Origin of the sequence: Paraplanobispora siamensis (assembly GCF_016863175.1) — a bacterium.
In the GTDB taxonomy this organism is placed as follows: domain Bacteria; phylum Actinomycetota; class Actinomycetes; order Streptosporangiales; family Streptosporangiaceae; genus Planobispora; species Planobispora siamensis.
Window position 1 is genome coordinate 190,792 of record NZ_BOOJ01000008.1, and the last position, 13,588, is coordinate 204,379.

The window sequence follows — 13,588 nt, forward strand, 5'->3', positions numbered from 1 at the left end:
GCCCCGGGCCGATGTCGATCATGTCCCGTAATCGGCGCGTAAGAACCTCCGGCCCCCGGTGGGCGTAGCGTCTGCAGCATGGAGAGCTACAGGGGCGTGCCCGCATGGGCCGCCGCGCTGGTCGGGCTGGTCACGGGGGCCGTGGCGCTCGGGGTGTCATGGCTGGTCGCCGGGGTCGTGAAGGCCTCGGCCTTCCCCGTCCTCACGGTCGGCGACGCCGTCGTGGACCTGTCCCCGTCCTGGCTGAAGGACTGGGCCATCAGGACCTTCGGCGAGGCCGACAAGGCCGTCCTGATCTCGGGCGTCTCGGTGGTCCTGGCCGCCTTCGCCGCCGGGATCGGCGTCCTGGCCTTCCGCGATCTCCGGTACGGCCACGCCGGCCTGGTCGTCCTCGGCGCGATCGGCCTCGCGGCGTCGCTGACCCGTCCCGAGGCGGGGCTGCTCGACGTCCTCCCGATCCTGGCGGGCGTCGGCGCCGGCATGGTGGCCCTCTCCCGGCTGGTCCGCCGCTCGGCCGCCCCCGGCTCGGGCCGGTCCGGCACGGCGGAGGCCGGAACCGCCGCCCCGCAGCCCGAGAGCGAGGCGGGTCTCCACCCGGCGCCCGGGGAGGAGGGGACGGTCGTGACGGCTCCGCCGATCATGCGCGCCGGGGACGACCTGCGCGCCTTCGACCGGCGCGGGCTGCTGACCGGCCTGCTCAGCGGGGTGGTCATGGCCGGGGCCGCCGGTGCGGCGGGACGGCTGCTGTCCGGCGGCGCCGAGGTGGACCAGGCCCGCGTCGGCCTGACGCTGCCGTCGCCCGCGACCGCGGCCAAGCCGGTCCCCGCCGGGAGCGACCTCAAGATCAGGGGCCTGTCGCCCTTCTTCACCCCCAACGCCGACTTCTACCGGGTGGACACCGCGATCATCGTCCCCAAGGTCGAGCCCGGCAGCTGGACCCTGAAGATCCACGGCATGGTCGACCGGCCGATCGAGCTGACCTTCGCCGACCTGATGCGGCGCCCCATGGTGGAGGCCGACGTCACGCTCTGCTGCGTCTCCAACGAGGTCGGCGGGCCGTACATCGGCAACGCCCGCTGGCTCGGCGCCCGTCTGGCCGACATCCTGCGCGAGGCGGGCGTGCACAAGGACGCCGACATGCTCCTGAGCACCTCCGCCGACGGCTGGACCTGCGGCACCCCGGCCGACGTCGTCATGGACGGCCGCGACGCGCTGCTCGCGATCGCGATGAACGGCGAGGCGCTGCCCGTCGACCACGGCTTCCCGGCCCGTCAGGTCGTCCCGGGGCTGTACGGCTACGTCTCGGCGACGAAGTGGGTCACGGAGATCAAGGTCACCCGGTTCGACCGGGACGAGGCGTACTGGACGCCCCGGGGCTGGTCGGCCAAGGGGCCGATCAAGACGCAGTCGCGCATCGACCTGCCCAAGTCCGGCGCGACCGTTCCGGTGGGCCGGACGACCGTGGCGGGCGTGGCCTGGGCCCAGCACAAGGGGATCGACGCCGTCGAGGTGCGGATCGACCGGGGGCCGTGGCGTCAGGCCAGGCTGGCGGAGGCGCCGACGGCCGACACCTGGCGCCAGTGGGTGATCGACGACTGGGAGGCCACCCCCGGCGAGCACACCATCGAGGTGCGGGCCACCGACGCCACCGGCTACACCCAGACCTCCGATCAGGCCCCGGTCGCCCCCGACGGCGCCACCGGCTGGCATGCGATCAGGGTCAACGTCGCCTGACCTCCCCCTCCACCTCCCGCTGGTGGAATGCCGCCGGTCCGGATATGGCCAACTCCCCGACGCCGCGCAGGCGGGCGTCCTACCATCGGCTGCGATACGGGTGGGGCGAAGGGGGATTCGCGTGACGCGACGGTTGCTGCCCGCAGGAATCTACAACCCGGTTGTGACCTCGGACGGGAAACGCTGGCGTGACTTCGAGCTGGACGCTCCGGCATCGGTGGTCGTGGCGCCGCCCAGGGAGCCGGAGCGCGAGCCCTGGCGGCCGCCGCGGCTCGACCGCTGCCGGCCGTACGGCATGGAGGGCGGGCTGGCGCGGCCGGAGCCGCAGGCGCAGGCCGACCTCGCGCTGGCCGTACCGGTCGACGAGCAGGGGGTGCCGCGGCGCTTCCCCGACCCCCGCGGCATGTGGATCCGGCTGATCAACGGGGCGGGCTCGACCGACGACCCGTTCCGGGCGACCAACGCCATGGACTGCGCGATGGCCGTCCTGTCGACCTGGTACGGCGTGCCGACGGTGGCCGCGCCCCGCTATCCCGAGTACGACCGCATCGGGAAGCCGCTGCTCACCGGGGAGACCGGCGGCACGGCACGGGCCGAGCGCTGGCTGGGCCAGCGCTTCCAGCACGCGGGGCAGGGCAAGCGCGCCTACACCATGGTCGCGCAGACGCTTCTGGCCGGCGGGCACGGCGCGGCCGCGCTCCTGATCACCCGGTGGCCCAGCGGCGGCAGCCACGCCTGGAACGCGGTCAACTCCGGCGGAGAGGTGATCTGGATCGACGCCCAGCGCGGTCACATGGCCGTCGAGCCGCCCTACGACGCCGTGACGGGGGTCTTCTGCGTGATCGTCGACAGGGAGGGGCGGAGGCTGTGAACCTCGAACAGGCCCGGGCCGTGGCCGAGGAGTACATCAACGGGGTCCGCCACTACGACGCCGCGCTGGAGATCGGGATATATGCCTTCAAGGAGGGCTATGTCGCCTGGTCGAAGGAGAACGAGTCCGACGACCCGACCGCGCTGCCCGACACCATCGGCGCCGGCTGCATCGTGATCGACAAGGCGACCGGAGAGATCGACATCCGTCCCCTCCTCAACCCCGAGACCGTCGCGGACCAGTGGCCGGGACGCCGCCCCCGTTAGGGACGTCCCGGCCACCGGTCCGGAGCCGCCGGGCAGGTGATCGGTCCGCAGGCCGGTGAACCCCGGCCGGCCCGCGGATCACCGGGCCGGAGATCAGCCCGAGGCCAGCGAGCCGACGATCGACGCCCGCGCCGCCCGGCGCGCCGGCAGCACCGCGGCCACCACCCCGGCCAGGCCCGACAGCGCCACGAACGCCAGGATCTGCGGGATCGGGAGCTGGAAGACGACCCCGGTGGTCATCGTCGTCGTCGCGGCCCAGCCGAACACGGCCCCGAGCGCCACGCCCACCAGGGCGCCGATGATGCCCAGGACCAGCGCCTCGACCGAGAGCATGCGGCGCAGCTGCGGCCGGGTCAGCCCCAGCGCCCGCAGCAGGGCCGACTCGCGGGTGCGCTCGTGCACCGACAGCGACAGCGTGTTCGCGATGCCCAGCAGCGAGATGAGGATCGCCAGGCCGAGCAGGCCCGTGATGATCATCAGCATCATGTCGAGCGCCTCGTCGAACTCCCCGCGGATCTCGGTCGAGCTGGCCACCTTCGCCGTCGGGTACGGCTGCGCCGCCGCCTCGACCGCCTTGCGCGCGCTCTCCTCGGCCACGCCGTCCTTGACGTTGGCGATGATCTGGCCGTCGCCCAGCGGGCCGAAGTACCGGTCGAAATCCTGCTCGGGGACGGTCACCTCGGGCAGCAGGGCGTTCTCCCCGAGGAACGTGGCGACCACCTTGAGCCGCACCGTGCCGTCCTCGGTCGTCTTCACCGCGATGGTGTCGCCGACCTCGGCCTTCAGGTCCTTGACGACGTAGTCGGCCAGGGCCACGGTGCCGGGCTTCAGATCGCCGAACGAACCGGTGTCGGCCTTCGGGGTGAAGTCCGCGGCGGCGGTGAACGTGCCGACCTCGAACTCGCCGTTCCCCCCGATCTTCGCCGAGGCGGCGCGCAGCGCCACCACGGAGGCCAGCTCCGGCCTCGTCCGCAGGTCCTCGGCCAGCGCCCGGGGGAGGGCCCCCTGGTCGCCCTGGGAGGCGACCAGGTAGTCCACCGGGAACTGCTCGTCGAGCTTGGCGTTGTAGGTCACCCGCAGCGTCGCGGTGAGCACCGAGATCAGCGTCATCAGCGTCACGCCGATGGTCAGCGCCACCGTCGTGGTCGCCGACCGCTTCGGGTTGCGCTGGGAGTTGTCCACCGCCAGCCTGCCCGGCACGCCGAACAGTCTTCCGGGAAGCCACCCGACGAACGCGCTGAGCGGCTTGACCAGCACCGGCCCGAGGATCAGCACCGCCAGGAAGGTCAGGGCGCCGCCGCCCATGACGGTGAACAGCGCCGCCTCACCCGGCTCCTGGGTCACCCCGAGCACCGTCGCGCCGACCCCGGCCAGCAGGAACAGCCCCGCGAACACGACCCGGACCACCCCGGTCCTGAAGGTCTGCTCCTCCACCTGCGAGCGCAGCGCGGCGATCGGCGCCACCCGCGTCGCCGCCCGGGCCGGCAGCAGCGCCGCCGCGATCGTCACGACGATTCCGAGCACCATCCCGATCGCGACCGTGCGGGGCGCCAGCGCCACCCCGTCGGTGGGCACGTCCAGCCCGGTCCGGCCGATCACCGCCAGCGCCCCGGCCCCCAGTCCCAGGCCGGTCAGCAGGCCGAGCACCGAGGAGATCAGGCCGACCACCGCGGACTCCAGCACGATCGAGCCGAACACCTGCCTGCGCGTGGCGCCGATGCAGCGCAGCAGCGCCATCTCGCGGGTCCGCTGGGCCACCAGGATGTTGAACGTGTTGTAGATCACCAGGGCGGCGACGAACATCGCGACCAGGCCGAACAGCAGCAGGCCCAGGGTCAGCATCTTCGTGTCCGCGCCGTTGGCGGCGGCCAGCTCCTCGGCGTGCTTCGCGCCGGTCTTGACCTCCCCCCGGGCGCCCACGGCCGCGGCGACCGACGCGCGCAGGGTCTCGGCGGTCACGCCCTCGGCGGCGGCCACGTCGATCTCGCGGAAGTCCTTCTCGCCGCTCATCTTCATCGCGGTGTCGGTGGTGAAGCCGACCGCGCCGCTGTAGGCCAGCGCCTGGTCCACGCCGACGTCGAACAGCCCGACCAGCGTGAACTCGTGCTTGACGTTCTTCGAGTCCAGGACGGTGATCCTGTCGCCCACCGCGAACCCGCGCGTCTTGGCGGTGTTCTCGTCCAGTACGGCCTCCGCCGCGCTCTTGGGCGCCGCGCCGCCGGTGATCTCGGTCCGGTTGAGCCTGCCGTCCGGGATCGAGACCGCCGAGGTCGGATAGTCACCGACGGCCTTGCCGTCCTTGCCGATCAGCGCCGCCGTACCGCGCACGATGCCCTGCGCGTCCGCCACGCCCTCGACGCCGCGGACCTTCTCCAGCAGCTCCGCTCCGACGGCCTGCTGCTCGCGTCCCCCGTCCTCCGCGGGCAGCACCACGACGTCGATCTTGTCGGCCGCCGCCGCGAACTTCTGCCGGAAACCCGCCTCGATGGTGTCGGTGAGCACGAACGTGCCCGCGATGAAGCCCACACCCAGCATGATCGCCAGGGATGTGAGCAGCAGGCGCAGCTTGTGCGCCCGCAACCCGGCCAGAGTGGTCTTCAGCACCCTCAGGCCTCCAGCTTCATCAGGGTGTCGAGCACCGACTGGGGGCTGGGACGCATGAGCTCGCTGACCAGCAGGCCGTCCCGCAGGAAGATCACCCGGTCGGCGTAGGAGGCCGCGACCGGGTCGTGGGTGACCATCACGATCGTCTGCCCCAGCTCCCGCACCGAGGTGCGCAGGAACGACAGCACCTCGGCGCCGCTGCGCGAGTCCAGGTTCCCGGTCGGCTCGTCGGCGAAGATGACCTGCGGCTTGCTGATCAGCGCCCGCGCCACCGCCACGCGCTGCTGCTGACCGCCCGACAGCTCGGTCGGCTTGTGCCCGAGCCGGTCGCGCAGGCCGACCGTCTCCACGACCCGGTCGAACAGGTCCTGGTCGGCCTTGCGGCCGGAGATCTCCAGCGGGAGCCGGATGTTCTGTTCGGCCGTCAGCGTCGGCAGCAGGTTGAAGGCCTGGAAGATGAACCCGATCCGCTCACGCCTGAGCAGCGTGAGCTGCTTGTCGTTGAGCCCGGTCAGCTCCACGTCGCCGATGTGCACCTTCCCGCCGCTGACCGCGTCCAGGCCGGCCAGGCAGTGCATCAGCGTCGACTTGCCGGACCCCGAGGGGCCCATGATCGCGGTGAAGGCGCCCGTCTCGAAGGAGACGTCCACCCCCCGAAGGGCGTGCACGGCCGCGTCGCCCTGGCCGTAGACCTTGGTCAGGCCCCGGGCCACCACGGCGGGCGCCGCGTTCCCCCGCGCGTTCCACGCACCGACCTCTCCGGTGATAGTCACGTCAGTCTCTCCCGAAAACGAATGCCTTATGACGAGATAGACGCTATTGCCAGGGGAAACGCGGGCCATCGGACTCGTGGACGGACTTCACCTCCCCCGCAGGGCCACTCCCGTCCCACGGGTGCGACCAGTGGGTGAGTCCTCCATCGGCCATTCGGACGATCCGTCCGGCGGCGGGCGCGGATCAGATCAGCCCGCAGCGGCGGCACCTTCCCCGCCGGCGCAGGTGATAGCCGGCGGTGGCGACGCCCAGGGCCACCGCCCACAGCGGCCAGTACGTGATCGGGTTGGCCAGCCAGGAGACCGGGTCGGTCCAGTCGGTGACGCGCACGGCCGTGGCCCCGGCCGAGGCCAGGACGACCGTGATCACCGAGGCGAAGGTGACGGGGAAGACGGGCGGCACCCGCCGGCCGGCCAGCCCGACCACCCAGCGCGGCCAGACCTCGCCCCAGCGCTGCGCCAGCCCGAGCGTGAGCACGCCGCCGAGCGCGGCCAGCGTCGCCAGTCCGGCGCCCGCCCACACCAGGCCGGTCTCGTGCAGCCACCGCAGGCCCTCGTCGGGGACCAGCAGCGGGATCTCCAGTGCCCACGCCCACCGGACCACGGCGTAGAAGAGGGGGATGGCGAAGGCGACGTAGGCCGCCCGGCGTCCCCAGCGCGCCGCCGCGGCGGGCCGGGTCCAGGCGGAGTGCCCGTCCTCGGCCCGCCCGCAGCTCTGGCAGCACCCGGCGGAACGACGCTGGAAGGCCAGCGCCGTCGCCCCCCACAGCACCCCTCCGGCCATGCAGATCATCAGGTTCAGCACCGGCCACGGCAGCGCCGTCTCGAAGTAGTTCGCCGGGGGCCAGCCCCAGGGCAGGCCGACCAGGGCGATCGGCGCGTAGGCCACCGCGACCAGGACCCGCTGGTCGGGGACGAGAACGGTCAGGGTGAGGGCGGCGGCCCAGGCCAGGACGAGCGCCACCGCCCGCGGAGCGCCGCGCAGCCGTACCCTGGCCAGGACCAGCGCCAGCAGCGCGCCCGCGGCGCCCAGCACGGCGATGACGGGCGCGGTCCCGGCCGCCGTCGCGGCGCCGAGCAGCGACTCGGCCCGGGCGTCGGGGATGTCGCCCTCCCCGAAGGGGAAGCCCCGCCCGCCGAGCGCCCACCAGAGTCCGAGCCCGCCGTAGACGAGCGACCAGGCACCCGCCGCGTAGGCCGCCCACCGGGACCAGCGGGCCGTCGTTGGAGTGATCGTCGTATCCATGGCCCCAGCGTGGGCCGGGGACGGGCGCGAGTCCCATCCGCCATCCGGGGGATCCGGTACGGCTTCGGCCGTCTTCGATCGGCCGTCCGGGAGATCCGCTCCTCCCGGCCGCCCTCTACAGTCAGCGCCATGGAAGTGATCTCGGCATGCCTGGCGCTGGCCGCGATGGTCGCGGTCTTCGCGCCGCGGGTCCCCGTCGCGGTGGCGGCGGGTGCGGCCGGGGCCGTGTCTCTCGCGATCACCGCCGCTCAGCCGCTGCTGGGGCGGCAGTCCGAGGCCACCGTCTGGATGATGGTCGAGACGGTCCCGCTGCTCGTGCTGGTCCTGCTGGCGGCCCGGGGTGCGCCGGGCCGGCGGGCCGCCGTCGTGACGGCGCTGCCGGGACTGGCCGTCGCGCTGATACTCGTCCGTGTCCTGTGGCCCGGCGAACTGCTCCTGATGGCCGGGGCGTGCGCGGCCTGGTCCCTGCCCGCGATCGCGGCCGCAGGGGCGGGCCTCTACCTGCGCTCCCTCGACGGCGCCCGGCGCCGCGCGGTGGCCGAGGCCAGGCGCGCGCAGCGGCTCGCCCTCGCCGGTGACCTGCACGACTACGTCGCCCACGATGTGGGCGGCATGCTCGTCCAGGCGCAGGCCGCCCGGCTGGTCGCCGGCCCGGTGCCGCCCGCCGTCGCCGAGGCGCTGCGGCGCATCGAGGAGGCCGGGCAGCGGGCGCTGGCCTCCCTGGACAGGACCGTGGAGATGCTCCACGACCGGCAGGACGCCCTCGGGAGCGACCACCGCCTGCCCGGTGTCGAAGGGCTGGAGAGCCTGGTCGAGGGGTTCTCTCCGGCGGCGGACCTCACTGTGACCCCCGGCCTGGACCTGTCACGGGAGACCTCCGCCACCGTCTACCGGGTGGTGACCGAGGCGCTCACCAACGTGCGCAGGCACGCCGTACAGGCGACCCGGGTGGAGGTCGCGGTCACCCGGGAGGGGAGGAACGTGCGGGTGCGGATCACCGACGACGGCGGCGGCCACTCCGAGGCCTCCCGCCGGGGCGGGTTCGGGCTGGCCGGCCTGGCGGAGCGGGCCGAGATCCTGGGCGGGTCGCTGGAGGCGGGCCCCATCGGGGACGGCTGGCATGTGACCGCGCTCCTGCCCGCGGAGGCGGCATGACCGGGTGGACCCACGAGGCGGAGACGGTGAGCGTGATCAGGGAACCCGCGGAACGGAGACGACAGGCGTGATCAAGAGGATTCACGGGACGGGGGCGGCGGCATGACCACGCGGATACTTCTCGCCGACGATCAGGAGGACGTGCGCATCGGGTTCCGGCTCATCCTGGACGCCCAGCCCGACATGACCGTCGTGGCCGAGGCCGCCGACGGGCGCAGCGCGGTCGAGCAGGCCCGCCATCTGCGCCCCGACGTGGTGCTCGCCGACATCCGCATGCCCCGCCTCGACGGGCTGAAGGTCACCAGGCTGCTGGCGGGTGAGACCCGGGTGATCGTGGTGACCACCTTCGACCTCGACGAGTACGTCCACGCCGCGCTGCGCGACGGTGCGTGCGGGTTCCTGCTGAAGCGGTCGGGCCCGGCCCTGCTCGTCGAGGCGGTCCGCGCGGCCATGGCCGGTGACACGCTGATCAGTCCGCAGATCACCGTCCGGCTGCTCCGCCGCCTGCGCGTCCCCGCCGAGCCGGTCCCGTCGCCCGCCGAGCCGCTGACCGCCCGCGAACTGGAGATCGCCCGCCTCGTCGCGCACGGCGGGACGAACGCCGACATCGCCGCCGAGCTGGTGATCAGCCCCGGGACGGTCAAGACGCACATCGCCAACATCCAGCGCAAGGTCGGCGCCGCCAACCGCGTCGGCATCGCCGCCTGGGCCTGGAGCACGGGCCAGATGGGCTGAGCGCCGACCGGGACCGGTACCCGCCGGACGGGCGGCACCCGGCCCACCGCGCACACGCTTCACGGGCGGGCCCAGGGGCATCCGCCCGGCCGATCCCTCCTCTGGGGACAGATCGCGGCAGGCTGCTGGAGGGCCACACGAGAAGGGATCTCTTGCGCATCCCGGACCGGCATACCTCCGGCCGCAACGCCGCCCGAGCAGGCGTCACGGTCGCCAGAGGATCATCCCTGGCCGCCGATGACCCGGCGGATGCCGTTGTACTTGCCGTCGAGGATGCGCAGCATCAGCTGATAGCGCAGCGTGGTGTCCATGTGGGTGAGGGTCTGCTGGTCGAGGTTGACGTTGTTGCCGTTGGTGCGGGTGGGCTCCAGGGAGCGGGCCACGGTGGGGCGCACCTGTGCGGGGGAGTCCCCCTTCTCGATCGCGGCACGCAGCTCTTGTTCGAACTGCACCCGCCCGGCCAGGAACCCGGGGGTCTCGATGTTCGCGATGTTGTCGGCGACCACCCGCTGTCGCATGGACAGCCCGTCCAGGGCGACATGGAGCATCTGTACCACCGTGCCGTCAAACATCGCATCCTCCCAGAGGTGTCATGCTCTGCTCCCAGGTGCGGGCACCTGACCTCACCTGCCCTATCGGCAGCACCGAGCCGAAGCTGAGCAGAACCCGAGGCGGGCCCCACCCGCCTTCGGCCGCGCGGCCCACAAGCGCCGCAACGTCATCTAGTCCGCCGAGTGCGGGACGACCAGTCCGGACTCGTAGGCGTACACCACCACCTGCGCCCGGTCGCGCAGCCCCAGCTTGGCCAGCACCCGTCCCAGGTGCGTCTTGACCGTCGCCTCGGCCAGTTCCAGCCGCTCGGCGATCTCCATGTTGGACAGCCCCCGGGCCACCAGCACCAGGACCTCACGCTCCCGCGCGGTCAGTCCCGGCAGGGCCGGGGCCCGTGCCTCGCCCGGGGACGGCAGGTGCACCGCGAAGCGCTCCAGCAGCCGCCGCGTCGTGCTCGGCGCCACCACCGCGTCCCCGCTGTGCACCGAGCGGATGGCGCTGACCAGGTCGGCCGGGGGGACGTCTTTCAGCAGGAACCCCGACGCCCCGGCCTTCAGCGCCGCGAACGCGTACTCGTCCAGGTCGAACGTCGTCAGGATCAGCACCCGCGGCGCCTCGTCCGCCGCGCGGATCAGCCTCGTGGCCTCCACCCCGTCCATGACGGGCATGCGCACGTCCATCAGCACGACGTCGACCCCGCCCGCCCGCGCCGCCTCGACCGCCGTGCGCCCGTCCGCGGCCTCGGCCACCACCTCGATGTCGGGCTGGGCCTGCAGCACCATCCGGAACCCCGTGCGCAGCAGCTCCTGGTCGTCGACCAGCATCACCCGGATCGCCGGCCGGCCCGTCATGCCGCACGGCTCCCGCCGGACTCGCCCACCGGCAGGTGGGCGACGACCTCGAAGCCGCCCCCCGGCCTCGGTCCCGCCTCGACCGTCCCGCCGAACATCGCGGCCCGCTCGCGCATGCCCACCAGGCCGTGCCCGCCCGGCCTGCGCAGCGCCGCCGCCCCGCGACCGTCGTCGGACACCCGCACCACCAGCTCGCGCACGCCGTACTCCATCTCCACCGAGGCCCTGGTCCCCGGGCCACCGTGTTTGAGCGTATTGGTCAGCGCCTCCTGGACGATCCGGTACACCGTCAACTGCTCACCCTCGGGCAGCTCCTGCGGCTCGCCGGTGACCCGCATCTCGACGGGCAGGCCCGAGGAGCGCACCCGCGCGATCAGGTCCTCCAGCTCCGGCAGGCCCGGCTGCGGCGCGTAGTCCTCCGCCCCGCCCTCGTCGGCCCGCAGCACCCCCACCATCCTGCGCATCTCCGCCAGCGCCCGGCGCCCCGTCACCGAGATCGCCTGCACCGCGCGGCGCGCCTGCTCGGGATCCCGGTCGATCGCGTATCCCGCCCCGTCCGCCTGGACGATGATCACACTCACGTTGTGCGCGACCACGTCGTGCAGCTCCCGCGCGATCCGCGCGCGTTCCGCCGCCGCGGCCAGCCGCGCCTGCTGGTCCCGCTCGCGTTCGGCCCGCTCGGCCCGCTCCTCCAGGCCCTCCAGGTACCGGCGGCGCGTGTTGGCGTAGATCCCGGCGATCCAGATTGCGACCACGAACACCGACGTGCTGGCCCAGGTCTCGAAGTCGGGCTCGGTGGGGATGCGCCCGAACGACAGCGCCAGCCCCAGCTCCGCCACCAGGCCCGCCGCCACCGCCCAGCGCAGCGGCCGGTACGCCGCCACGGCGTACATCGCGATCAGCACCGCCAGGTTGGCCGGGTTCGGCTCCAGGCCGAAGCACCACTGGACGAAGCTGATCAGCGAGACGGCCGCGAACACCTCCAGGGGCCGCTGCCGCCGCAACAGCAGCGGGATCGTCAGGACGAAGCCCAGTCCGATGTACCACCAGAACACCGGGGCGGCCGGGTCGAAGACCGGCATGGTGGAGTACGACCACAGAGCGAGCAGGCACGTGAGCACGAACGGCGCCAGCCACATGACGTCCATCAGCGCGCCGTGCCGCCTGCTCCAGGCGTGAAATCGACCGAACACTCCTCAACCCTACGTATTCGCAGATCAGCGGCCTTCCACCATAAGGCGGAACCCGATGTACGACCCAGGTCGCATGTCTCCGTACGCCTTACGCGGCTCTTACGCCCCCTACTGCACCATGGTTTCCGGGAGCACCCTCCGGGGTGAGTAAAGGGAGAATGTTTGTGATGGCGGATCACAACGACGCGGGGTCGCGCGGCGAAGAGGACGCGCCGCGCGACCCGGCGGACCGGGGCGGCGACACCGTCGAGACCCCGGTTCCGGGCGGCACGAGTGACAGGCCCGGCTCCGCCGGTGCGCAGGCGGCCCCCGACGCGGGGGCGAGGGCCGCTGGGACGGGGACGGGGACGTTCGGGCAGCCCTCCGCCACGGGAGCCTACGGACCGTACGGCCCCGGCGGTCGTGGTTGGAGCGCTCCAGGCTGGGCGACGACCACGACTGCGGCCGCTGCGCCGCCCCGCCCGGGCCGCTACGCCCGACTCACCGGCGCCGCGCGCGGCAGGACCTTCCAGATCGTCGCCGCCGCGCTCATCGGCGCCCTGGTCGGCGGCGGTTTCGTCGCTGTCGTCGACCGCTTCGGCGACCGCCACCGCGGCGGCTACGCCGCCGAGCGCATGGACGGCCGCGAGTGGCGCGGCCGCTCGCATGACGACGGGCGCGGATTCCGTGAGCGTGAGCGGGGAGGCGAGCGCGGTTACCGCGGGGGTCCGGGGATCCCGATGCCCCGGGACGGCTCGCGTCTGCCCGGCCGGTGCACGCCCATCGAGGGCGGCTTCACCTGCACCTATCCGACGCCCCCTGCGCCGCAGACGCCGGCGACGCCTTCGCCCTCCTCCTGAGGGACCGGCCTCCCGGGGAACCGGCCTCGCGCGGGGCGGAGATCTCCGCGCGGGGTGCGCCCGGCGCGCTCCGTGTGTGGGGCCGGCGGGATTCGAACCCGCACTGTCATGATCCTAAGTCATGCGTCTCCTGCCGTTGGACTACGGCCCCGCCTGTACGGCTGGCGCCATCCTAGTTCAGGCGGAGGCACCGGCCGTACCGATCAGTCGAGGCCGAGTTCGCGGCGCAGGCGGGCGACGTGGCCCGTGGCCTTCACGTTGTAGAGAGCCTTCTCGATCTTCCCGTCGGCGTCGATGACGAAGGTCGAGCGGATCACCCCGAGGGTGGTCTTGCCGTACATCGTCTTCTCGCCGTAGACGCCGTAGGCGTTGTGGACCTCCAGGTCGGGGTCGGACAGCAGCGGGAAGGTCAGCGCGTCGTGCTCGGTGAACTTCGCGAGCTTGGCGGTGGTGTCCTTGGACACGCCGAGCACGGCGATGCCGGCGGCGGCCAGGGAGTCGAGGCTGTCGCGGAAGTCGCACGCCTGCTTGGTGCAGCCGGGGGTCATCGCGGCGGGGTAGAAGTAGAGGATGACCCGCTTGCCGCGGTAGGCGTCCAGCGAGACGGTGGTGCCGTCGGCGGCCGGGAGGGTGAAGTCCGGGGCGGCGTCGCCTGGCTCGAGTTTCATTGGTTTCCTCCGAGGAATCGTTCCCGGGTCAACTTACCGGCCATGCCGAAGTGCCGCCGGGGGGCGGGACCTGACAGACTGATCAATGTCAAGGGCGATGA

General features: G+C 72.9%; 13 protein-coding genes and 1 tRNA gene. 6 read left to right on the forward strand and 8 right to left on the reverse strand.

Annotated features, from left to right (window positions below; genetic code table 11):
• The first annotated feature begins 78 nt into the window (after positions 1 to 78).
• The 3 genes from Psi01_RS03750 (at position 79) to Psi01_RS03760 (ending at position 2,871) form a co-directional block, all read left to right on the forward strand.
• Complete coding sequence (locus Psi01_RS03750; RefSeq protein WP_239127026.1) at positions 79 to 1,734, forward strand: molybdopterin-dependent oxidoreductase; 1,656 nt, start codon at positions 79 to 81, stop codon at positions 1,732 to 1,734.
• Positions 1,735 to 1,855: 121 nt separating this feature from the next.
• A complete protein-coding gene (locus Psi01_RS03755) occupies positions 1,856 to 2,605 on the forward strand; it encodes a toxin glutamine deamidase domain-containing protein (protein WP_239127028.1) in 750 nt (249 codons plus the stop codon).
• Positions 2,602 to 2,871 (forward strand): SUKH-4 family immunity protein, encoded by a 270-nt coding sequence (locus Psi01_RS03760; RefSeq protein WP_204062498.1) that lies wholly within the window; start codon positions 2,602 to 2,604, stop codon positions 2,869 to 2,871. The genes Psi01_RS03755 and Psi01_RS03760 overlap by 4 nt, the downstream gene beginning before the upstream one ends.
• A 93-nt stretch (positions 2,872 to 2,964) precedes the next feature.
• Here the strand turns inward: Psi01_RS03760 and Psi01_RS03765 are convergent, their stop codons facing one another.
• The 3 genes from Psi01_RS03765 to Psi01_RS03775 form a co-directional block, all read right to left on the reverse strand.
• Positions 2,965 to 5,475: an ABC transporter permease gene (locus Psi01_RS03765; RefSeq protein ID WP_204062499.1), complete on the reverse strand. Its 2,511-nt coding sequence runs from the start codon at positions 5,473 to 5,475 to the stop codon at positions 2,965 to 2,967.
• Positions 5,476 to 5,477: 2 nt separating this feature from the next.
• Positions 5,478 to 6,248 carry an ABC transporter ATP-binding protein gene (locus Psi01_RS03770; RefSeq protein ID WP_204062500.1) on the reverse strand — a complete coding sequence of 257 codons (771 nt, stop codon included), beginning with the start codon at positions 6,246 to 6,248 and terminating at the stop codon, positions 5,478 to 5,480.
• Positions 6,249 to 6,432: 184 nt separating this feature from the next.
• A complete protein-coding gene (locus Psi01_RS03775) occupies positions 6,433 to 7,494 on the reverse strand; it encodes a hypothetical protein (protein WP_204062501.1) in 1,062 nt (353 codons plus the stop codon).
• Between the two features lie 129 nt (positions 7,495 to 7,623).
• Here Psi01_RS03775 and Psi01_RS03780 point away from each other — a divergent pair, with 129 nt between their 5' ends.
• Both Psi01_RS03780 and Psi01_RS03785 read left to right on the forward strand, forming a co-directional pair.
• Positions 7,624 to 8,649 carry a sensor histidine kinase gene (locus Psi01_RS03780; RefSeq protein WP_204062502.1) on the forward strand — a complete coding sequence of 342 codons (1,026 nt, stop codon included), beginning with the start codon at positions 7,624 to 7,626 and terminating at the stop codon, positions 8,647 to 8,649.
• A gap of 102 nt (positions 8,650 to 8,751) precedes the next feature.
• Complete coding sequence (locus Psi01_RS03785) at positions 8,752 to 9,384, forward strand: response regulator (RefSeq protein WP_204062503.1); 633 nt, start codon at positions 8,752 to 8,754, stop codon at positions 9,382 to 9,384.
• A gap of 221 nt (positions 9,385 to 9,605) precedes the next feature.
• On the opposite strand, the gene Psi01_RS03790 is transcribed toward Psi01_RS03785, so the two are convergent.
• From Psi01_RS03790 to Psi01_RS03800, 3 genes are all read right to left on the reverse strand, one after another.
• Positions 9,606 to 9,932, reverse strand: coding sequence for a flagellar basal body rod protein FlgB (locus Psi01_RS03790; protein WP_204062504.1), 327 nt, complete (start codon positions 9,930 to 9,932; stop codon positions 9,606 to 9,608).
• A gap of 174 nt (positions 9,933 to 10,106) precedes the next feature.
• Positions 10,107 to 10,787, reverse strand: coding sequence for a response regulator (locus tag Psi01_RS03795; RefSeq protein WP_239127030.1), 681 nt, complete (start codon positions 10,785 to 10,787; stop codon positions 10,107 to 10,109).
• The gene (locus Psi01_RS03800; protein ID WP_239127033.1) at positions 10,784 to 11,980 is read right to left on the reverse strand and encodes a sensor histidine kinase; all 1,197 of its coding nucleotides are present in this window, start codon (positions 11,978 to 11,980) and stop codon (positions 10,784 to 10,786) included. The genes Psi01_RS03795 and Psi01_RS03800 overlap by 4 nt, the downstream gene beginning before the upstream one ends.
• A gap of 167 nt (positions 11,981 to 12,147) precedes the next feature.
• Here Psi01_RS03800 and Psi01_RS03805 point away from each other — a divergent pair, with 167 nt between their 5' ends.
• Positions 12,148 to 12,819 carry a hypothetical protein gene (locus tag Psi01_RS03805; protein ID WP_204062505.1) on the forward strand — a complete coding sequence of 224 codons (672 nt, stop codon included), beginning with the start codon at positions 12,148 to 12,150 and terminating at the stop codon, positions 12,817 to 12,819.
• A gap of 77 nt (positions 12,820 to 12,896) precedes the next feature.
• Here Psi01_RS03805 and Psi01_RS03810 read toward each other — a convergent pair.
• Both Psi01_RS03810 and bcp read right to left on the reverse strand, forming a co-directional pair.
• Positions 12,897 to 12,970: transfer RNA gene (locus tag Psi01_RS03810), tRNA-Leu, on the reverse strand.
• 52 nt (positions 12,971 to 13,022) lie between these two features.
• Positions 13,023 to 13,487 (reverse strand): thioredoxin-dependent thiol peroxidase, encoded by a 465-nt coding sequence (gene bcp / locus Psi01_RS03815; RefSeq protein ID WP_204062506.1) that lies wholly within the window; start codon positions 13,485 to 13,487, stop codon positions 13,023 to 13,025.
• Between the last annotated feature and the right edge of the window lie 101 nt (positions 13,488 to 13,588).